Source organism: Curtobacterium sp. MCPF17_021 (genome assembly GCF_003234605.2).
GTDB lineage: Bacteria > Actinomycetota > Actinomycetes > Actinomycetales > Microbacteriaceae > Curtobacterium > Curtobacterium flaccumfaciens.
In genome coordinates this window covers 2,751,330-2,771,395 of the sequence record NZ_CP126252.1, presented here as the reverse complement: position 1 = coordinate 2,771,395, position 20,066 = coordinate 2,751,330, and the positions used below count along the sequence as shown (strand labels likewise).

Annotated in this window: 20 protein-coding genes; 8 read left to right on the top strand and 12 right to left on the bottom strand. The window is 72.3% G+C overall.

Annotated features, from left to right (window positions below; genetic code table 11):
- Nucleotides 1-133: 133 nt before the first annotated feature.
- The 4 genes from DEJ29_RS13025 to DEJ29_RS13010 all read right to left on the bottom strand — a co-directional run bounded on the left by DEJ29_RS13025 (nucleotide 134) and on the right by DEJ29_RS13010 (nucleotide 3,132).
- Nucleotides 134-601, bottom strand: coding sequence for a DUF1810 domain-containing protein (locus DEJ29_RS13025; RefSeq protein ID WP_111095253.1), 468 nt, complete (start codon nucleotides 599-601; stop codon nucleotides 134-136).
- Entirely contained in the window at nucleotides 598-1,389 is a 792-nt protein-coding gene (locus DEJ29_RS13020; protein WP_163342685.1) for a YqjF family protein, read from the bottom strand. Before DEJ29_RS13020 ends, DEJ29_RS13025 begins: the two co-directional genes overlap by 4 nt.
- Nucleotides 1,386-1,784: a DoxX family protein gene (locus tag DEJ29_RS13015; protein WP_152376630.1), complete on the bottom strand. Its 399-nt coding sequence runs from the start codon at nucleotides 1,782-1,784 to the stop codon at nucleotides 1,386-1,388. The genes DEJ29_RS13020 and DEJ29_RS13015 overlap by 4 nt, the downstream gene beginning before the upstream one ends.
- 79 nt (nucleotides 1,785-1,863) lie before the next feature.
- Nucleotides 1,864-3,132: a bifunctional phosphopantothenoylcysteine decarboxylase/phosphopantothenate synthase gene (locus DEJ29_RS13010; protein ID WP_111095288.1), complete on the bottom strand. Its 1,269-nt coding sequence runs from the start codon at nucleotides 3,130-3,132 to the stop codon at nucleotides 1,864-1,866.
- Between the two features lie 64 nt (nucleotides 3,133-3,196).
- Between DEJ29_RS13010 and DEJ29_RS13005 the strand changes: the two genes are divergently transcribed.
- On the top strand, nucleotides 3,197-3,988 hold the full coding sequence (locus DEJ29_RS13005) for an NRDE family protein (RefSeq protein WP_181438213.1): 792 nt from the start codon (nucleotides 3,197-3,199) through the stop codon (nucleotides 3,986-3,988).
- Between the two features lie 181 nt (nucleotides 3,989-4,169).
- On the opposite strand, the gene DEJ29_RS13000 is transcribed toward DEJ29_RS13005, so the two are convergent.
- Nucleotides 4,170-5,108: an SDR family oxidoreductase gene (locus tag DEJ29_RS13000; RefSeq protein ID WP_111095255.1), complete on the bottom strand. Its 939-nt coding sequence runs from the start codon at nucleotides 5,106-5,108 to the stop codon at nucleotides 4,170-4,172.
- 124 nt (nucleotides 5,109-5,232) lie between these two features.
- Here DEJ29_RS13000 and DEJ29_RS12995 point away from each other — a divergent pair, with 124 nt between their 5' ends.
- The 3 genes from DEJ29_RS12995 (at nucleotide 5,233) to DEJ29_RS12985 (ending at nucleotide 8,000) form a co-directional block, all read left to right on the top strand.
- On the top strand, nucleotides 5,233-6,342 hold the full coding sequence (locus tag DEJ29_RS12995; protein WP_258375965.1) for an LLM class flavin-dependent oxidoreductase: 1,110 nt from the start codon (nucleotides 5,233-5,235) through the stop codon (nucleotides 6,340-6,342).
- 123 nt (nucleotides 6,343-6,465) lie between these two features.
- Nucleotides 6,466-7,128 carry a hypothetical protein gene (locus tag DEJ29_RS12990; RefSeq protein ID WP_071405092.1) on the top strand — a complete coding sequence of 221 codons (663 nt, stop codon included), beginning with the start codon at nucleotides 6,466-6,468 and terminating at the stop codon, nucleotides 7,126-7,128.
- Nucleotides 7,129-7,508: 380 nt separating this feature from the next.
- Nucleotides 7,509-8,000, top strand: a complete 492-nt coding sequence (locus tag DEJ29_RS12985) for a pyridoxamine 5'-phosphate oxidase family protein (RefSeq protein ID WP_071405093.1) — start codon at nucleotides 7,509-7,511, stop codon at nucleotides 7,998-8,000.
- 95 nt (nucleotides 8,001-8,095) lie between these two features.
- Here the strand turns inward: DEJ29_RS12985 and DEJ29_RS12980 are convergent, their stop codons facing one another.
- On the bottom strand, nucleotides 8,096-9,343 hold the full coding sequence (locus DEJ29_RS12980) for a putative hexosyltransferase (protein WP_111095257.1): 1,248 nt from the start codon (nucleotides 9,341-9,343) through the stop codon (nucleotides 8,096-8,098).
- 181 nt (nucleotides 9,344-9,524) lie between these two features.
- Here DEJ29_RS12980 and DEJ29_RS12975 point away from each other — a divergent pair, with 181 nt between their 5' ends.
- Both DEJ29_RS12975 and DEJ29_RS12970 read left to right on the top strand, forming a co-directional pair.
- Nucleotides 9,525-10,934, top strand: coding sequence for an MFS transporter (locus tag DEJ29_RS12975; RefSeq protein ID WP_111095258.1), 1,410 nt, complete (start codon nucleotides 9,525-9,527; stop codon nucleotides 10,932-10,934).
- 133 nt (nucleotides 10,935-11,067) lie between these two features.
- Nucleotides 11,068-11,844, top strand: coding sequence for an endonuclease/exonuclease/phosphatase family protein (locus DEJ29_RS12970; RefSeq protein ID WP_071405095.1), 777 nt, complete (start codon nucleotides 11,068-11,070; stop codon nucleotides 11,842-11,844).
- Nucleotides 11,845-12,548: 704 nt separating this feature from the next.
- On the opposite strand, the gene DEJ29_RS12965 is transcribed toward DEJ29_RS12970, so the two are convergent.
- Genes DEJ29_RS12965 through DEJ29_RS12955 form a run of 3 tightly spaced genes read right to left on the bottom strand, consistent with a single transcriptional unit; the run spans nucleotide 12,549 to nucleotide 15,216 of the window.
- Nucleotides 12,549-13,223 (bottom strand): methionine ABC transporter permease, encoded by a 675-nt coding sequence (locus DEJ29_RS12965; RefSeq protein WP_017888525.1) that lies wholly within the window; start codon nucleotides 13,221-13,223, stop codon nucleotides 12,549-12,551.
- Entirely contained in the window at nucleotides 13,220-14,266 is a 1,047-nt protein-coding gene (locus DEJ29_RS12960) for a methionine ABC transporter ATP-binding protein (RefSeq protein ID WP_110863448.1), read from the bottom strand. The genes DEJ29_RS12965 and DEJ29_RS12960 overlap by 4 nt, the downstream gene beginning before the upstream one ends.
- On the bottom strand, nucleotides 14,266-15,216 hold the full coding sequence (locus DEJ29_RS12955) for a MetQ/NlpA family ABC transporter substrate-binding protein (RefSeq protein WP_110863447.1): 951 nt from the start codon (nucleotides 15,214-15,216) through the stop codon (nucleotides 14,266-14,268). Before DEJ29_RS12955 ends, DEJ29_RS12960 begins: the two co-directional genes overlap by 1 nt.
- Before the next feature lie 177 nt (nucleotides 15,217-15,393).
- Between DEJ29_RS12955 and DEJ29_RS12950 the strand changes: the two genes are divergently transcribed.
- On the top strand, nucleotides 15,394-15,903 hold the full coding sequence (locus DEJ29_RS12950; RefSeq protein WP_110863446.1) for a 2'-5' RNA ligase family protein: 510 nt from the start codon (nucleotides 15,394-15,396) through the stop codon (nucleotides 15,901-15,903).
- Between the two features lie 24 nt (nucleotides 15,904-15,927).
- On the opposite strand, the gene DEJ29_RS12945 is transcribed toward DEJ29_RS12950, so the two are convergent.
- The 3 genes from DEJ29_RS12945 to DEJ29_RS12935 all read right to left on the bottom strand — a co-directional run bounded on the left by DEJ29_RS12945 (nucleotide 15,928) and on the right by DEJ29_RS12935 (nucleotide 19,214).
- Nucleotides 15,928-17,175, bottom strand: coding sequence for a D-arabinono-1,4-lactone oxidase (locus DEJ29_RS12945; RefSeq protein WP_111095259.1), 1,248 nt, complete (start codon nucleotides 17,173-17,175; stop codon nucleotides 15,928-15,930).
- Between the two features lie 108 nt (nucleotides 17,176-17,283).
- Nucleotides 17,284-18,765 carry an MDR family MFS transporter gene (locus DEJ29_RS12940; protein WP_111095260.1) on the bottom strand — a complete coding sequence of 494 codons (1,482 nt, stop codon included), beginning with the start codon at nucleotides 18,763-18,765 and terminating at the stop codon, nucleotides 17,284-17,286.
- Nucleotides 18,766-18,932: 167 nt separating this feature from the next.
- Entirely contained in the window at nucleotides 18,933-19,214 is a 282-nt protein-coding gene (locus DEJ29_RS12935; RefSeq protein ID WP_111095290.1) for an acylphosphatase, read from the bottom strand.
- Between the two features lie 144 nt (nucleotides 19,215-19,358).
- Between DEJ29_RS12935 and DEJ29_RS12930 the strand changes: the two genes are divergently transcribed.
- A complete protein-coding gene (locus tag DEJ29_RS12930; protein WP_035808830.1) occupies nucleotides 19,359-20,066 on the top strand; it encodes an NUDIX hydrolase in 708 nt (235 codons plus the stop codon).

The window sequence follows — 20,066 nt, the reverse complement described above, 5'->3', positions numbered from 1 at the left end:
ATCGCACGTGCTCGCATCACCGTACCTGATATGACAACGGCGTTGCGGTCGGCTCAGCGCGTGTCAGTGTCGACGTTCAGATGCCGGTCACGTGCGTCGTGCGTCATGCGTCGTGGGTCGTGCGTCGCGTGCGTCACTCGTGTTCCGAGCGCTCTCCGAGCAAGCGGAGCGTGGCCGGGTCCCCGGCGCCGTCGTACCAGCGGTCGAGCACGGCGACGAACGGCCCCGGGTCGGCCGCGATCCGGGCGAAGAGCGTCATCGACGACCGGAGCTTCACCGCGTCGATGCCCCCGAGCAGGGCGTCGGCGGAGCGGGCGGGGGCGTCGTGTGCGACGTCGGCCGCGGTGAGCAGGCGGGGCCCGAGCGCCGGGTGCGCCAGGTAGGCGCGGGCTTCGTCCACGCCGGTGATCGCGAAGCGCACGGCCGTGGCGCTCCGCCCCAGACCGGCCAGCTGCGGGAACACGAACCACATCCAGTGCGACGACTTCCGGCCCCGGCGGAGTTCGTCGAGCGCGAGGTCGTACACGCCCTGCTGGGCCCGGACGAAGCGGTCGAGGTCGAACGGGTCGTCGGCCTGTGCGTGGGGCTGTTCGTGCGTCACCGGACGACACCGCCCCAGCCGTACCGGACGGTCGTGCCGTCGACCACGAGCAGGGAGTCCGGGGCGCGGTCGAACAACCCCGGCATGCCGACGGCGTCGGGCAGGTCGCCCTCGAGTCGGTCGAGCGTGGCCGAACGGGTGGTGAGCACCGGGTGCTGTCGCTGCCAGAACAGGGTCTGCGCCAGGTACCGCGCGTGGATGCCGGCGCGGGTGGTGAGCTCGGCGGCCAGCGGGGTGTCGACGACCTCGCCGGCGGTCACCCGCACCGAGGCCGCGTGCTTCGGCCGCACCGCACCGGTCGGGCGTTCCTGCCGGAGCGACCGCGCCCACCGCACCGGGTGCAGCGCGCGGGTCGGGTGCCGGACGGACCGGTGCGCCACCGCGTCGCCGCGGCGACGGGAACGTGCGTGGGCGAACGTGTACGGCACGCCGAGCAGTGCGTGCGCGGCCACGATGGCGGGCACGTTCGCGGTGTCGACCGTGCGGTAGGTCACCCCGCGCCGCCCCTGATCGTCCACCGTGAGGACCTCGATCGTGACCTCGGTCATGGTCCCGAGCCGCCCGGCAGACGGGAACGGTGGCACCCGGGTCTCCCGGAACACGTACGCCGACAGCCCCACCCAGGCGCTGCCGTCGACCACGTCCGGACGGGTCCCGCGGGGGACGAGCCGCTGCAACGACGCCGGGTCGTGCCGCCAGTGCGCGAACACGATGTCCTCCCAGGCGTGCTGGGTGACCGGGCGGTGCAGCAGGGGCACCGCCGCGCGGGTCCACGACGGCTGGGTCACGGCTTCGGTGCGTGCCGACCGACGCGCATGCTCCAGAGGACCAGCGGCAGCTGCAGGGGGAGCCGCAGGACCCCGATCAGCCGCATCGCCCGGCTCGAGCGGGGATGGTCGAGCAGGTCGTTCGCCATCTTGAGGTTCGCCGGGAACACCGCCGCGAACAGCGCCGCCGCCGCCCAGCCCGAGGCACGGCGGGTGGCGGGGAACGCGAGCCCGGCGGCGATGCCCAGCTCGGCCACCCCGGAGGCCAGCGTGGTCAGCCGCGGGGGCAGGGCCTCCGGTACGATCCGGTCGAAGTGGGTCGGGCGCAGGAAGTGCATGGTGCCCGCCGCGCCGAGGGCCACCGCCAGGATGGTGGCCGTGCGGTTGGCACGTCGGATCCGCTCACGTCGTCGCATGTGCCCCATCGTGCCCGCTCGTCCTCGGAAGCAGCCGGAGACGCTGCTCACGTCAGTGTGCATTCACGTCAGTGTGCATTCACGTCAGTGCGGTCGCGACGAGGTCGAGGACCGCCGTCGCCACCTCGGCCTTCGTGCCGGAGGTCTCGCGGACCACCTCGCCACCGGGCACCAGGACCTCGATCGCGTTCTCCTCGCGCTCGAAGCCGGCCGACCAGCCGACGTGGTTCACGACGAGCAGGTCCGCCGGCTTCCGGCTGATCTTGGCGCGTCCGAGCTCGATCCGCGCGTCGCGGTCGGGCTCGGTCTCGGCGGCGAACCCGACGATGATCTGCCCGGTCCGCCGCGCCGCGACGAGGTCGGCGAGCACGTCCGGGTTCCGCACCAGCTCGAGCGTCATGCGCTCGCCCTGGGCGTCCTTCTTGAGCTTCTCGGTGAGCACCTCGGCGGGACGGTAGTCGGCGACGGCGGCGGTCATCACGACGACGTCGGCTTCGGTGGCGGCGGCGTGCACGGCCTCGGCGAGTTCGAGCGCGGACCCGACGGGCACCACGGTCGCGTCCAGTCCGGCGGTCAGCGAGCCCTCGACGTTCGCGGCGACGAGGGTCACGGACGCGCCACGACGGACGGCGTCGGCGGCGATCGCGATGCCCTGACGGCCGCTCGAGCGGTTGCCGACGAACCGCACCGGGTCGAAGGGCTCGCGGGTGCCGCCCGCGCTGACGACGACACGGACGCCGGCCAGGTCGCCCTGTTCACCACGGGCTCCGGTGCTGGACGCGGTGCCGGTGTCCGCACTGCGGCGGCCGGCCGGGGCGGGGTGCTGGTCGAGCACGGCGAGCGCTGCGGCGACGATGTCCTCGGGCTCCGCCATCCGACCGATGCCCGCGTCGTCGCCGGTGAGCGCGCCGACGACCGGGCCGACCAGGTGGACGCCGCGGTCACGCAGCGTGGCGACGTTCGCACGGGTCGCGGGGTGCTCCCACATCTGCGGGTGCATCGCCGGGGCGACCACCACGGGTGCCTCGGTCGCGAGCAGCGTCGTGCCGAGCAGGTCGCTCGCCAGGCCGTGCGCCATCCGCGCCAACGAGTCGGCGGTGGCTGGTGCGATGACGACCAGGTCGGCGCGGCGACCGAGCGCGACGTGGCGCACCTCGGCGACGTCGTCCCACACGCTCGTGGTGACGGGGTTGCGGCTGAGGGCCTCGAGCGTCGGCAGTCCGACGAAGCGCAGGGCGCCCTCGGTCGGGACGACGTGCACGTCGTGGCCGCGCTTGACGAGGTCGCGGACGACCCCGACGGCCTTGTAGGCGGCGATGCCCCCGGTGATCCCCACGATGACGGTCAGGGCGCGCTCTGCTGCTGCGTTCACCTGGCTCACGCTACCGGGGCCACGTGCGAGGATCGACGGCATGTGCACCGTCGTCGTCCGCGTCGACCCCGGGTCCGCATGGCCCGTCACCGTGCTCGCCCTGCGGGACGAGTCGCCCGAGCGCCCGTGGGACCCGCCCGCTGCCTGGTGGCCGGACCGGGACCCGGACCTCCGAGGTGTCCGTGACCGCTCCGCCGGTGGTGCGTGGCTCGCGGCGTCCGACCGTGCCGGCCTGGCCGTGGTGCTCAACCGCGCCGAACCCGTGACGAGCGTCGACGGCACGTGGACGACCCGCGGCGTGGTGCCGGTGGACGCCGTCGCCGACGGCCTGCTGCCCGGACACGACGGCACGCTGCCGACCACGCGGGCCTTCAACCTGGTGCGCGCCACGGCCGAGGGTGCCTCGGTGCTGACCTGGGACGGCGAACAGGTCCGCACCACCGACCTCGGCCCCGGCGTCCACATGGTCACGCACGGTGCGGCCGACGACCCCGCGGCGCCGCGCATCGGTCGGTGGCTCGAGGCCTTCCGCGCGGTCGAAGCCCCGGCCGGCCCGCCGGTGCTCGGCCCGTTCGACGAACTCCGCGCCGTGGACTCCGGTGGCGACGCCGGCGACGGCTGGGGCGGCTGGTTCGGCGTGCTGGCGGAGTCCGCGGCGCTGCCGAGCGACCACCCCGACGCGATCCTCCGCGACGTGCACGAGGCCGAGGGACACATGACGACCCTGTCGATCGTCGCCGCGGCGATCGCGCCGGGCCGCACCGTCCTGCAGCACGCCCGCCTGACCGAACCCGGGAAGCTGGACGGGTCGGTGGAGCTGCACCGCGCCTGACGCTGGCGACGTGCCGGACCCGCCCCGGGCCTTCCGCGAGACGCCGGCGTGCCCGTTCGACGCCGCCAGGTGCGCGAGACGCCTCCGGATTCAGCGGCGTCTCGTGGAGCTGGAGGCGTCCTGGCGCGACGCCGGCGTCTTGGCGAGACGCCGGCGTCTTGGCGAGACGCCGGCGTCTCTGCTAGAGCGGCGGGCGCGTCCCGGTGAGGTCCTCGGCGACGGCCCAGAGCGAGCGGGCGAGGTCGGCACTCCGCGCGGACCCGGGGATCGACACGGTGGTGGTCGGACCGGTCATGCCGAACGGACCCGAGGGGCCGTAGTACGCGCCGCCCACGGCGTTCGGACCGACCGCCGCGTAGAGCAGCGGTTCGGTGCCCTGCTCGACCGCCTGGGTGAACGGCAGCGCGCGGTTGCTCGACCGCACCGGCTTCGACCGACCGAGCGAGCGTCCGGCGGCCTGCAGGTTCGTCCGGGTGTAGCCGGGGTGGGCGGCGGTGCTGACCAGGGGCACGTCGGCCTCGACGGTCAGCCGGTGCAGGTGCAGCGCGAGCAGCAGGTCGGCGAGCTTCGACTGCGCGTAGGCGCGCCAGCCGTTGTAGCCGCGCTCCCACTGCAGGTCGGCGAAGCGGATCCGGCCGGGGATCGCGGCGAGGCTCGACATCGTGACGACCCGGGGTGCCTCGGCAAGGGGCGCACCGGTCCGAGCAGCCCCGGCGCGCAGCAGCGACGGCAGCAGCAGGTTCGTCAGGGCGAACGGGCCGAGGAAGTTCGTGCCGAACTGCAGCTCGAAGCCGTCGACGGTCTCGAAGCGCTCCGGCGGCGCCATCACGCCGGCGTTGTTGACCAGGACGTCGATCGGACGTTCCTCGTCGACGATGCCGCTGGCGAAGCGGCGGACGCTCGCCAGGTCGGCCAGGTCGAGTTCGCGGACCTCCACGTCGGCTGCGGGGTGGGCGGCGCGGATGCCGGCGGCGGCGGTCTCGCCCTTCTCGGTGCTGCGGACGGCGAGCACGACGCTGGCGCCGGCTCCGGCGAGGCGCAGGGCGGCCTCCTGTCCGGTGCCGCTGTTGGACCCGGTGACGACGATGCGGCGTCCGGTCTGGTCGGGGAGGTTCGGCATGCGGGTGACCGTACTCGTGCGGGCTGGTCGACCCCGGTCCGGGCGCGGCCCAGGCCCCCGTGCGCGCACGCCGCCGCCGTGCTATGTTGATGCAAACGCATGGAAGTGCGACCAGGAGGACACCATGAGCAACGCATTCGGCACCGACCGTCCCTCGGACGTCCCGCCGCCCGCACCCGACCGGATCGGACCGCTGCAGCTCGGCCTCGACACCTTCGGTGACGTCACCGAGCGCGCCGACGGCAGCCTGCAGTCCGACGCGCAGAGCATCCGCGACGTCGTCGACCAGGCCGTCCTCGCCGACCAGGTCGGCGTCGACTTCATCGGCGTCGGGGAGCACCACCGGGCCGACTTCGTCGTGAGCGCCCCCGAGGTCGTCCTCGCCGCGATCGCCGCCAGCACCGAGCGCATCCGGATGGGCTCCGCGGTCACCGTGTTGTCCTCCGACGATCCCGTCCGCGTGTACGAGCGCTTCGCCACCGTCGACGCCCTGTCGAACGGTCGCGCCGAGGTCATCCTGGGGCGTGGCTCCTTCACCGAGTCGTTCCCCCTGTTCGGCTACGAGCTGAGCGACTACGAGGTCCTGTTCGAGGAGAAGCTCCAGCTCTGGTCGGCCCTGCGCGGCGGCGACGCCGTCACCTGGTCCGGCACGAAGCGCGCGGGCCTGGTCGACCAGGACGTCTTCCCGAAGCTCGAGCACGGTGCCATCCCGACCTGGATCGGTGTCGGCGGCTCCCCGCAGTCGGTCATCCGTGCCGCGTCGTACGGCCTGCCGCTGTTCCTCGCCATCATCGGCGGGCAGCCGGCCCAGTTCGCCCCGTTCTCGCGCCTGTACCGCCAGGCCCTCGCGCAGCTCGACCTGCCGCAGCAGCCCATCGCCATGCACTCGCCGGGCTTCGTGGCCGCCACCGACGAAGAGGCCGCCGAGCGCTACTGGCCGTACCACAAGGCCGTCACCGACCAGCTCGGCCGGGAGCGCGGCTGGCCGCCCCTCGACGTCGCCGGCTACCGCGCGAGCCTGTCGGCCGGTGGGTCCCTCTACGTCGGGTCGCCGGAGACCGTCGCACGCAAGGTCGCGCGCAACATGCGGATCCTCGGCGCCTCGCGCTTCGACATGCGGTACGCCACGGGTCGCCTGCCGCACGCCGACATGATGCGGTCGATCGAGCTCTACGGCACCGAGGTCGCGCCCCGCGTGCGCGAGCTGCTGGCGCAGCCCGTCCCCGTCGCCTAGCGATCGGGCCCGCTCCGGGGTCTTGCGTCCAGGTTCCGGTCCGTGCGGGGCGCGGGCAACGGCCGGGAGGCCCGGGGCGGCCGCCGAGATCGGCTCACGGGCGCCGCGGGTACGGTCCAGGGCATGTCGTCACGCCCCGACCACGCCTCCGGTCCCGCTGCTGGTCACGCCTCCGACTCCGTCGTCGAACGCCGGTTCCGCGGCCGGATCATGGGCGTCGGCACCACCTCGGGCGTCCGGATCGTCGTCGGGATGTGGGACCGCTCGCCGTTCGGGCCGTTCACGGACGTGTTCCTCGAACTCCCCGACGGCACCAGCGTGCTGCTCGCGCCCGACGAGATCGTCGCCGCGTACGTCTCCGGCACCTACCGCTTCGACACGGTCTCGGTCGTCGACGTCCGGGCCCGCCGCACCGCCAGCGGGCTCGAGCTGTCCGCCGGGGCACTGCAGGCCTCGATCGACGTCGGCGGCATCTCGCCGCTCGGCCGGATCCTGCGCATCGTCCCGAAGCCGATCGCCCGCGACCCGCGCTGGCTCGCCGCGATCGACCCCGTGGCACGGCTGCTCGCGCCCGGGTCCGGGACCGCGGGCTCGGCGGGCAACGGTCGCCGCGAGTACTACGGTGTGACCGGGGCGCACGACGTCACCGGCGTGCGGGGGACCTGGGCGGGGGAGCCCCTCGGGGACCTGGCACCGCTCGACCCGCCCGTGGCGTTCGGCTTCGCCTCGATGCCGAAGATCCCGCAGGTCGTCGACGTCGAGACCACGATCCGCGAACCCGCCTGACGCCGGCTGGCCCGCCCACGGGGCCGCCCGCCGGTTCCGTGCGTGCGCATGTTCCGACGATCCGCGCGTCGATCGACTCGTGTCCGGTCGCTCGATGCACACGCATCCGGTGCGTGTGCATGCAACGACGTTCCACCTGTCGATCGACGCGTGTGGTGTCGCTTCCTGCACACGCATGCACGGCTCGGAGGCCGGCGCGCGCCGGGCGGGGGCGGCGTGGCGGGCGTGCACCGGGCCTCCAGGCCGACCGCGACCGGACCACGTCGACGCGCCGGGCTGACGCGTCCAGCGCGGGAGGGGCACACTGGTCGGAACGGTACGGCCCCGTGCACCGACGGTCGCACGTCGGCGGAGCGGGGCGCATGACGCAAAGGAGCACCATGACCGACACACAGACGGACCAGCGCGCCGCCATCTCGGACATCGTCCACGGCGCCCACACGGCACTGCTCACCACGGTGAGCGAGGACGGGAACCTGCACGCCAGGCCCCTCGCGGTGCAGGACAAGACGTTCCACGGGACCCTGCGGTTCCTGGTGCAGGACGGCAGCGAGAAGGTCGAGGACATCGCGCGGAACCCGCACGTCAACGTCTCGATCGAGTCGCAGGGCGGGTACCTCTCCATCGCCGGGACCGCGACCGTGACCCAGGACGACTCGGTCGTCGACGAGCTGTGGTCCCCGTTCGCCGAGGCCTGGTTCCCCGAGGGCCGTCAGGACCCGTCGATCCGGCTGCTCACGGTCGAGGGGGTCTCGGTCGAGTACTGGACCCAGGACACCGGGCCGGTCGGCAGCCTGGTGCAGATGTTCAAGGCGGCGCTCGGTAAGCAGAGCCAGCCGGACACCGGCGACCACGGCACGGTCGAGCTCTGAGGCGAGACGCCTGACGCGTGACGCCGTCGTCCTGTCCGGACGGCGGCGTCGCGTCATGTCCGGGCACGTGCCTGCGAGTGCTGTGCGTCAGCCGCTCACGGAGGGCCGAGCAGCCACAGCACCGCGACCAGGACCGGCTGCCCGGCCAGCGCGGCCGTCACGAAGGTCCACCGCATCCAGGGCTTCGCGACCAGCTCGGGCGACCCGAACAGCGGCGCGAGCGGCATGAGCAGCCGCGGGGTCGAGGCCATCGGCAGCGACACCGCGAAGATGTACAGCGCGTACGCGGCCGAGTACAGCACCGTCGTGGGCCCGAGCCGCAGCGTCGAGCGGCGGAGCAGCCAGATCGGGTACGCGACGAGCAGGAACACCACGATCAGGATCCCGCCCACGCCGAGCCAGCGGCCCGCGATGAGGAACCACGGCGTCAGCGGCACGAAGTCCACGCGGCCGATGAAGTTCACCCACCAGGACATCTCGGTCTCCAGGTAGGCGTTCGGTGTCCCGGTGGCGTGCGAGGCGATCACCGGCCAGGCGAGCCCCGCGAGGACCATGGTCAGCCCCGCGGCGACGACCCGGACCTGCTCGCGGAGCGGGAAGCCCTCGAGCACCCGGCCGGTCTCGCGCCGTGCACGGACCCACCGCACGAGTGCGACGACACCGAGCACGAGCGGGATCGCCAGGGCACCGGGGCGGGTGAACGCCGCGGCCACGCCGAGTGCCGTCAGGAGCCCGTAGCGCCGACGCTCCAGGGCGAGCAGCGCTCCGAACGACAGCGCGAGGAACATGCTCTCCGCGTACCCGACCTGCAGCAGGAACGACAGCGGACCGCAGCTGAAGAAGAAGACCGCCCACATCGCGGCGGCGTGCCCGGCACGGTCCCGCACCAGGCGGTGCAGCAGGTAGGTGGCGAGCAGTCCGGCGACGATCGCGACGAGCGGTGCGCCGAGTTCGAATGGCACCCCGGTCGAGGCGGTCAGCGCCCGGATCGTGAAGGGGAACGCCGGCAGGAAGGCCCAGGCGTTCTGCGCGACGTTGCCGGCGGCGTCGAGCGGCAGCGCGTCCGGGTACCCGTGCAGCGAGATCTGCTCGTAGTACTGCCCGTCCCAGGCCACCAGGAACGCGCCGAACCCGTGCTCGTTGCCCCAGATCGCGTTGCCCGGCAGTGCACGACCGATGAGCGGGTACGCGAGCGCGAGCCACAGGGTCGACAGGACCCGGCCGCCCGTCCAGACGAGCAGGACCGCCGCCCACACCGGCAGGGAGGCGACGGTGTCCAGGACACGTCGTCGGCCGCTGACCGTGCCCGCGGCGACCACACCGGCGCTGTCGGTGCGGCTCACGCGCGAGTTCCGCGGCGTTCGGGTGGTCGGGTCGGCACCCGGCCAGGGTAGTCGGCCCGAGCATGAGGATCGCCCGGAACTGCGCCTGGAGGCCCGTCCCGCGTCGTGCGCGCTGCGACGCGTCCGGTGGGCGGCCCGTCCGTGACGGCGCGGACGTCCGCGGGCATAGTCTCGGTGGGCGATGACGACGACGGCGACGACACCCAGACGACGGACGCGCAGCACGGCGGTCGCCGTGCTGGTGGCCGGGACCTTCTTCATGGAGCTCCTGGACGGCACGATCCTGGCGACCGCCGCCCCGGCCATGGGGCGTGACCTCGGGGTCGACTCCGCCGCGGTGGGCGTCACGATCACCGCGTACCTCGTGACCCTCGCGGTGTTCATCCCGGTGTCCGGCTGGCTCACCGACCGGATCGGTTCCCGGACCGTCTTCGCCGGGGCCATCGCGCTGTTCACGATCGCGTCCGCCCTGTGCGCGCTGTCCACCGGGCTGGTCGAGCTGACGCTGTGGCGCATCCTGCAGGGGCTCGGTGGAGCGCTCATGGTGCCCGTCGGCCGGCTCGTCGTGCTCCGGAGCGCCGGGCGCGAACAACTCGTCACCGCCATCGCCATCCTGACCTGGCCGGCCCTCGCCGCACCGATCATCGCGCCGTTCATCGGCGGGGTCCTCGTCGAGACGCTGTCGTGGCACTGGATCTTCCTCATCAACATCCCGCTCGGCGTCATCGCCTTCGTCGCCGCCCTGGTGCTCGTGCCGCAGGAGCGTGCGGCGCAGCGGGTGCCGTTCGACTGGTTGGGGTCGCTGCTCGCCTGCGTCGGGCTCGGCTCGCTCGTGGTCATGGCGTCCTTGCTCGCGCTCGACGTCGTGCCGGTCACCGCGGTCGTCGTCTCCGGGGTCCTCGGCGCGGTGTGCTGCTGGCTCGCGATCCGGCACTTCCGCCGGGCTCCGCACCCGATCATGGGGCTCGACGCGTTCCGGCTCGAGACCTTCCGGGTGTCGCACGCCGGCGGCGGCCTGTTCCGCCTGGCGGTGTCCGCGGTGCCGTTCGTGCTCCCGCTGCTGTTCCAGGACGCCTGGGGTTGGAGCGCCGTGCTCGCCGGGTCCGCCGTGCTGTGGGTGTTCGTCGGCAACCTCGGCATCAAGCCGATGACGACCCCGTTCCTCCGTTGGTTCGGCTACCGCCCGGTGATCATCGTGTCGTCGGCCGTCGCCGCGCTGACCGTGGTCACGATGGCGTTCATGACCGAGGACACCCCGTTCTGGCTGCTCGCCATCCTGCTCGTCGTCAGTGGTGCTGCCCGCTCCGTGGGCTTCACGGCGTACAACACCATCGCCTTCGCCGACGTCGAGCAGGCCGACATGACCCCCGCGAACACGCTGTCGTCGACGCTGCAGCAGACCGCCGCGGGCTTCGGTGTCGCCGTCGCCGCCGTGGTCATCCGCGCGGCCTCCGGGCTGGGCGGCGACGGGCCGTACGCGGCCGCGTTCTGGGTCATCGCCGCCCTGCTCGTGGTCGCCTGCGTGGAGGGCATCCTGATGAGTCGCACAGCGGGTGACACCGTCCGCCCGGTCCGCCGTGTCCGCGCCTGATCCCGCCGCTGTCCGTTTCCGTCACGGTCACACGGACGAAACCCGGCAGGCGTTACAGTCTCAGCAACCGTCCGCGGTACCCGAGTACGGTGACCGCGGCAGGGTGACCGGAACACCCGGACAGGAAGGCAGCATGGCCGCGCCAGAGCAGCAGAGCACGATCGCATCAGAGCAGACCGTGCAGCCCACGCAGCTCCGTGTCGTCAGTTACAACCTCCGCGAGCACACCGCGAACAGCGAGCTCGCCGCACTGGCCGAGGCGTCCGACGCCGACGTCCTGTGCGTGCAGGAGTGCGACAGCAACGACCTCGCACCGTCGATCGGCGGCCTCTCGCTCGCCGCGTCGACCCGCACCAACCGACTCGGGCTCGCGATCTACAAGCGCGACGACCGCTTCGAGGTGCAGGACTTCAGCATCCACTCGCTGCAGAAGTCGCTGCACGACCGGGTCCTCGCGCCCGCGCACGAACGGCTCATCGCGATGCACCTGCGCGACACCGAGGCCGATGCCGAGGTCGTCGTCGCGTCGTTCCACGCCTCGCCACTGACCGCGACCAACTCCCTGCGCCGCAAGCAGATCGAGGCCGCGCACCAGTTCCTGCGCGAGCTGGCGAAGGACGTCCCCGCGGTCATGGTCGGCGACTTCAACTACCCGTGGTTCCAGACGAACCTGCGCCGCAAGATCGAGCAGGGCGGGTTCGCGTTGTCGCTGTCCGACCAGCCGACGTACCTGCGCTACCGCAAGTTCACGGGCCACTTCGACTTCGCGACGAGCGTCGGCCTGCACATCGCGGGCGTCGAGACCCTGCCGGCCGGCATCTCCGACCACCGCCCGATCCTGGTCCGTGCCCACTACGAGCACCCCGGCGAGACCGGCGCCGTCACCACCGTCGAGGCTCCCGCCGCCTGACCCGCGCCGTCGGCCGCTCGTGTCGGCCGCCCAGGTCGCACGACATGCCGCGTGCGCATCGCCGAGTGGTCGGGCACTGTCGGTTGCGGAGACGCCAGCCGACACTTCGTGCGACCTCGGCGGAGGTGAGCGGGGAGTTCCGACCGCTCGGCGGTGGGCCGTCGGGCGCGTCGGCGGCGCGTGCCGAGGTCGCACGACATGCCGTGTGCGCGGCGCCGAGTGGTCGGGAACTGTCGGTTGCGGGGGCGCCGGGCGACGGTTCGTGCGACCTCGGCAGAGGTGAGCGGGGAGTCGTGACCGCTCGGCGGTGGGCCGTCGGGAGCGTCGGCGGGCGCGTGGCGAGGTTGCACGACATGCCGCGTGTGTGCCGCCGAGTGGTCAGGAACTGTCGGTTGCGGGGGCGTCGGGCGACGGTTCGTGCGACTTCGGCGGAGGTGAGCGGGGAGTCGTGACCGCTCGGCAGCCCGTGTCGAGGTCGCACGACGTGCCGTGTGCGCGGCCCCGAGTGGTCCCGAACTGTCGGTTGCGGGGGCGCCGGGCGACGGTTCGTGCGACCTCGGCGGAGATGAGCGGGGAGTCGTGACCGCTCGGCGCACGACGCTGGGCGCGTCCGTCCGGGCGGCGACGCACCGGAGGCCCGGTGCCGGTCTCGTGGACCGGCACCGGGCCTCCAGGCGGTTGCCCTCAGAGCCCGCGAGCAAGCGTCAGCGACGCAGCGTCGCCCGCGCCAAGCGGTTGCCGATGAACTGGCCGAGCTGCACGATGACGACGATCGCCGCCACCGAGACGTAGACCACCCACCAGTCGTAGCGCTGCGAGCCGTAGGTGATCGCGTACTCGCCGAGTCCGCCGCCACCGATCAGCGCACCCTGCGCCGTCATGTCGACGATGCCGATGTAGATGAACGTGTAGCCGAGGATCAGGGGGCCGAGACCCTCGGGGATGAGCACGGTCAGCAGGATCGAGACCGGGTGCGCACCCGAGGCCCGAGCAGCCTCGACGACGCCTGGGTCGACCGACAGCAGGTTCTGCTCGACGATCCGGGACACCGCGAAGGCCGCGGCCAACGAGATCGCGAAGGTGACCGCGGGGACACCGATCGTGGTCTGCACGACGACCCGCGACAGCGGCGCGATCGCGGCGAGGAAGATCACGAACGGGATCGGGCGGATCAGGTTCACGAACACGTTGAGCACCGTGTACGCGGTGCGGTTGCCGAGGACGTTGCCCGGCCGGGTCGCGTAGAGCAGCAGGCCGAGCGCGAGGCCGATGACCCCGGCGATGACCAGCGAGATCAGCGACATCACGATGGTGTCGCGGATCGCGGCGAGGAAGACGTCGAACGTGTCGATCACGCTCTGGAACGAGTTGTTGTTCACGCGGCGGCCTCCTCGTCGGTCGTGACGCCGTCGGCGCGGAGTGCGGCGATCGCGCGATCGATGGCGTCGGGCTCGGCGCCGGGCGCGCTCAGTTCGTAGGTGAGCGACCCGATCCGACGCTCCCGGATCTCGCCGACCCCGCCGTAGACGAGTTCGGCGGTGACCCCGGCGGCGCGGAACGCGGCGTCGATGCGGTTCTGCAGCCCGGCCTCGTCGGTGATCTGCACCGTGACGAGCCGACCCGGGTGGCGGTCCCGCAGGCGCCGGAGCGTCTCGGGGGAGGGCCGGTCGTGCAGCGCGGTGCGGACGAAGCGCTGCGCGGCACCGGTCTTCGGCGTCGAGAACACGTCGTAGACGTCCCCGACCTCGACGACCCGCCCCTGCTCCATCACGGCGACCCGGTCGGCGATCTGCCGGACCGCGTCCATCTCGTGCGTGATCACGATGATGGTGACGCCGAGCTCCCGGTTGACGCGGCGGAGCAGCGCGAGCACCTCGGAGGTGGTCTCCGGGTCGAGGGCGCTGGTCGCCTCGTCGGCGAGCAGCAGGTCGGGCGACGCGGCGAGGGCGCGGGCGATGCCGACGCGCTGCTTCTGCCCGCCGGACAGCTGCTCCGGGTAGGCGTGGGCGCGCTCGAGCAGGCCCACGAAGTCGAGCAGCTCGGCGACGCGACGGTTCCGCTCGGCCTTCGGCACGCCTGCGACCTTGAGCGGGTACGCGACGTTGCCGGCGATCGTGCGGGACCGGAACAGGTTGAACTGCTGGAAGATCATCCCGATGTTGCGACGCGCCAGACGGCGGTCCCGCTCGGGGATCGCCGTCAGTTCGCGGCCCGCGACGGTCACCGTGCCGGAACTCGGCAGTTCCAGCGCGTTGACCAGGCGGACCAGGGTGGACTTGCCGGCACCGGAGTACCCGATGACGCCGAGGACCTCTCCCTGGTGCACGTCCAGGGAGACGTCCTCGACGGCCACCACGGTCTCGCCGGTGTCGGCGCGGCGGTAGTGCTTCGAGACGCCGCGGAGTTCGACGAGGACCGGCACTACTGCTTGGCCGCCTTCGCGTCCTGCTCGACCTGGGCGAGCTCGTCCTGCAGCTTCGAGGCGCTCTCGTCGCGGGCGACGGCCTCGGGCAGGTCCTTCGCGAAGGCCTTCTGCACGGCGTCGTCCTGGAACAGCTCCGCCAGGTCGAGGTAGGTCTTGTTGCCCTTGTCCTCGTCGCGGACGGCGAAGACGTTCACGTACGGGGCGGCGCTCGCACTCGAGGGGTCGTCCTGGTAGATCGCGTCCGAGATCGGCAGGCCGGCGGCGGTGGCGAAGTTGTTGTTCACGACGGCGGCGGCGACGGAGCCCTGCTGCAGCGCGTTCGCGGTCTGCGAGGCGTCGAGGGGCTGGACGTCGACCTTCTTCGTCTCGATGTCGTCCGCGGTGGAGAACGCCGAGCCGCCGTCCTTCAGGGTGATGAGGTCGGCCGCCTGCAGGATCAGGAGCGCACGGGCCTGGTTGATGGAGTCGTTCGGGATCGCGACCTTGGCGTTCGCGGGCAGCTCGGACGGCTTGTCGTACTTCGTCGCGTAGAGCGGCAGCGGGTAGACGGCGGTCGAACCGATCGGCTGCAGGTCGTCGTTCGAGGTGACGTTGTAGTCCGCCAGGTACTGGATGTGCTGGAACTGGTTGATGTCCAGCTGACCGTCCTTGAGGGCGGGGTTCGGCAGCGAGTAGTCCGAGAAGTTCGTCAGCTTGACGGTGACGTTGAGCTTGTCCTTCGCGAGCTTCGTGTACGTGCTCCAGTAGCCGAGCGACTTGTCCGCGACACCGATCGTGACGGTCTTCGGGGCGGCGTCACCGGCGGCACCGGCGTCGTTGCTCCCGGAGCGGAGGGCGCCGACGACGACGGCGACGACGATCGCCACGACGACGATCGCGGCGGCGACGATCCAGCCGATCGGGCGCTTGCCCTTCGGCTTCTCGGGCAGTGCGGGGGCTGCGGACATGCTGGTGCTCCTCGTGGGCAGTGCGTGTGGGGGAGCCGCGGTGGTCCGCGGCGTGGAGACGAGTGTGACGTGCGGTCCACCCCCGGTGCGAGTTCCGTTCCGTCGTGTTACGCAGCACTCGATCCGTGCCGCCTGCGTCGGAGCACGCGTCCCGACACGACTTGGTTGACTCGGATCGTGCGCAGCATCGAACTCGTCCTCGGCCCGGAGTCCGACGCCGCCGTGCGGTCCGCCTGGCAGGCCCTGATCGACGCCGACCTGCCGAGCCTCGGTCGGCACCCGTCGCCGTCGAACGCCCCGCACGTCACCCTGGCCGCCGGGGACACGCTGCCCGTGCCGGCCGGGTTCCGCACGTCGGTCCCGACCGCGATCCGGCTCGGCGGGCTCCTGCTCTTCCCCGCGGGTGCCGGTCGGTCGGTCCTCGTGCGCGCGGTGGTCCTCGACGCGGCGCTCACGACCTTCCACGGCGAGGTGCACACGGTCGCGCCCGGCGGCGTCGAGACGTCGGTGCCCGGGCACTGGTCGCCGCACGTCACGCTGGCCCGCCGGGTGCGTGACGAGGACCTGCCGCGCGCCGTCGCTGCGCTGCGCGCCGTGCCGCTGCCGGAGACGCTCGACGTCGGCGGCGTCCGGCACTGGGACGGCGAGACGCGGACGATCACGCCGCTCGCGTTCACCACCGGCTAGCGGGGCACGGCCTGGAGGCCCGGCTCAGGTCCCGAGCACGCGCTCGCCGAACGCGGATGCGAACGTCCGCTCCGGGTCGGCCCGGGCGACGAGGTCGCGGAAGTCCGCCAGCCGCGGGTACAGCCCGGCGATCGCCGCGTGGTCGAGGGAGCTCATCTTGCCCCAGTGTGGTCGGCCGTCGAAGGCTGCGAGCCGGGACTCCAGGTCGGGCAGGATCGCGGCGACCTCGGTCGGGTGCTTCTTCCAGGTGAACGCGATGCAGAGGACGTCCTCGCCCTGGGTCGGGCTGAGCCAGAGGTCGTCCGCGGCCATCGTCCGGAGTTCGCAGACGTGCAGGTGCGGCTGGATCCGGTCGGCGAGCCCCCGGAGCGCGTCGAGGGCGGCCGCCGCGTGCCGGAGCGGGACGAAGTGCTCGCTCTGCACCTCGGACCCGTGGCTCGGGACGGACCCGATCGGGAAGTGCGGCAGGCGGTCCCACCACGGGCCGATCGAGCCGTCGCGCGCGGTCCGGTGGTCGTCGCCGGGGGTGCCGGGCAGGCGGCGTGCGCCGGCCAGCGCTTCGGGCACCGGCACGTCCTCGGCGCCGTCGGGCACGCGCGACTTCACCAGGACCTCGGTGATCGCGTCGCCGAACACGGTGTAGGCGCACACCGAGTACGCGGCGGCGTGCACCTCGGCGACGTTCGCCGTGAAGGTGTCCCAGGGGATCGCGCCGTAGACGTCCTGACGCATCCGGTAGGCAGGTTCCACGTCGAGGGTCACCCGGGTCACGATGCCGAGCAGTCCGAGGTGCAGCACGGCACCGTCGTACGAGGGGTCCGTCCGGTCGAGAGTCCGGGCGGAGCCGTCCGGACCGAGCACCTCGAACGCGCGCACCGCGGTGGCGAGCGACCCCAGTGTCGTGCCGGAGCCGTGGGTGCCCGTCGCGACCGCACCGCCGACCGAGATGTGCGGCAGGGACCCCGTGTTGTGCAGGGCGAACCCGGCACGGTCGATGTCGGCCGCGACGTCGCCGTACCGGGTGCCGGCCCCGAGCGTGACGGTGCGGTGCTCGGCGTCGACGACCAGGTCGGTGGGGATGCCGGTCAGGTCGAGCAGGGTGCCAGCGGTGTCGGCGACGTCGTTGAACGAGTGCCGGGTGCCGAGGCCGTGCACCCGATCGGCGTCGGCCACGACCTGGGCGGCCTCACCGATCGACGACGGGCGGACGACCCGTTCGGCCGTGTACGTGACCGTGCCGGACCAGTTGAGCTCGCTCGTCGTCGACCGCATGGCGCCCACCCTGCCACGCGGGCCAGCGACGGGAGCGGGCCGGGCGCCGGTCCCGTCACGGGTTCGGCGTCCGGCCATGCTCGTCGGTCAGTGCGCGAGGCTCGTCGGTCAGTGCACGGGCGGGGGCGTCGGCGCGCCTTCGGGCACCTCGGGCCGGCGGACGAACACCGACGCCAGGATGCCGAACAGCGAGATGATCGCGCCGACCATGAAGGCGGTGCTGACGCCCGAGGCGGTGGCCACCTGGACCCCACGGGCACCGGAGCCCTCGACGGCGGTGGCCGCACCGATCGTCAGCAGCGTGACGAACAGGGCCGTGCCCGCCGCACCGGCGAGCTGCTGCGCCGTGCCGAGCACCGCGCTGCCGTGCGAGTACAGCTTCGGGGGCAGCCCGCCGAGCGCCGCGGTGAACAGCGGCGTGAAGGTCAGGGCCAGGCCGATGCTCAGCACCACGTGCGCACCGAGGACGAACCACACGCTGGTGTCGACGCCCACGGTGGAGAGCGCCCAGAGCACGGCGCTGACGATGATCGATCCGGGGATCAGCAGCACGCGCGGGCCACGGCGGTCGTAGATGCGCCCGACGATGGGGGAGAGCAGGCCCATCAGCAGCCCACCGGGGAGCAGCAGCAGGCCGACCTGCAGGACCTCGAGGCCGAGGACGCGCTCCAGGTAGATCGGCAGCAGGATGAGCGTGCCGAACATCGCCATGAAGCTCAGGCCCATCGCGACGATCGGCACCGTGAAGCCACGGGTGCGGAAGGTGCGCAGGTCGAGCAGGGCGCTGTCGGTGCGCTGCAGGCGCGTCTGCCGGACGATGAACACCGCGAGGGCGACGGCACCGACGACCAGGGCGGTCACCGGGACGAGCGGACCGGTCGTGCCGGCTTCGCCGATGCTGGACAGGCCGTAGACGATGCCGCCGAACGCGAAGGCGGAGAGCACGACCGAGACGACGTCGATCGGCGCCTTGCGCGGCGTCGAGACGTTCTGCACCTTGACCATGCCGAGGATGAGCGCCGCGATCGCGATGGGCAGCACGAAGCCGAACAGCCAGCGCCACGAGAACGCGTTGAGGATCAGGCCGGAGATCGTCGGGCCGATGGCCGGAGCGACCGAGATGACGATCGAGATGTTCCCCATGATGCGGCCACGGTGCGCGGGGTCGACGAGGGTCAGGACCGTCGTCATGAGCAGCGGCATCATGATCGCGGTGCCGCTGGCCTGCACGATGCGGCCGACGAGCAGGACGGTGAAGCCCGGCGCGAGCAAGGCGATCAGCGTGCCGACCGAGAACAGGCCCATCGCCCAGACGAACACCGGTCGGGTGTTGAAGCGCTGCAGCAGGAACCCGGTGATCGGGATGACGACCGCCATGGTGAGCAGGAAGCCGGTGGTCAGCCACTGGCCGGTCGCGGCGCTGATGTCCAGGTCGTCCATGAGCCGGGGCAGGGCCACGCCCATGATGGTCTCGTTGAGGATGACGACGAACGCGGAGACGAGCAGCAGCCCGATCACGAGTCGGGTCTCGGCAGCGGACGGCTGCGAGACGCTTCCCGTGCGGGGGGCGGAATCGACGGCCTGGGTCATGCGGGTGCTCCTGGTGGGTCACGACGGGTGGAACGGGTGTGGCGCAGGACGCGCAGACAGGCCAACTCCCTGAGTGGATGCGATTATTCCGCTTCGCTCCGACATCCGCAGGTGAACGATCGGTGCCGAGCCGGCCGGTCGCCGGCGCAGCTCCCACGCACGTCGGCTCAGTGCAGGATCGCGAACCCGTCGGTGTCGCCGTGCGGTACCACCGACCGCAGGCTGACGTCGGTCACGGTCGCCGACGGTGGCCCGGTGCGCAGGCACTCGACCAACGAGTCGACGGCGACCGAGGGTCCCTCCGCCTCGACCTCCACCGTGCCGTCCCAGAGGTTCCTCGCGTAGCCGACGAGGTCGAGCCCGTCCGCCTTCCGAGCGGTCCAGTACCGGAAGCCGACCCCCTGGACCGTCCCCGACACCACGGCATGCACCCTCGTCACCGTCGTCATGTCCTCCACGCTAACCGCGGCGGCCCCTCGGGAGTTTTCGGCCCCGTGACGATCTGTTTCCGGCTCGTGACGAGCGCACCGCGTCGGCAGTGATAGTGTCATCCCAACCCGAACACTTCTAGTCAGATTGACACTATCTCCACCATGGACGAAGCAGGCATCCGCGTCGCGGTCTCCACCGTGATCGTCGCACTGCGCCCGCACCCCGACACCGGGGCCCCGGCGCTGTGGATGCCGCTCGTCCGTCGCGTCGCCGAACCGTTCGAGGGTTCATGGGCGCTCCCCGGCGGCTGGGTCGGCGACGACGAGGGGCTCGAGGACTCCGCGGCCGCCCGACTGCGCGAGACGACGAACGTCCAGCCGCGGTACCTCGAGCAGCTCTACGCGTTCGGGGACGTCGGACGATCCCCGAGCCGCGTGGTGTCGATCGTGTACTGGGCACTCGTGCACCCGGACGAGGCGAACGTCGTGCCCGACGACTGGAACGTCCGGTGGTTCCTGGCCGACGAGCACCCGCCCCTCGCCTTCGACCACGACCGCATCGTCGAGTACGCCCTGTGGCGGCTGCGCAACAAGATGTCCTACTCGCGGATCGCGCAGGCGTTCCTCGGTGACCGCTTCACCCTCGCCGAACTCCGCGGCGTGTACGAGGCGGTGCTCGGCCGTGCACTCGACCCCGCGAACTTCCGTCGGCAGGTCGAGAAGACCGACGCGGTCCTGCCGACCGACGAGACCACGAGCGGGGGTCGGCACCGTCCGGCCCGGCTGTACCGCTCGAACCCCGACCTGGCCTACGCGGACAACGGCCCGCTGCAGACCGGGGCCGATCAGCACCAGCAGCGGAACCGATAG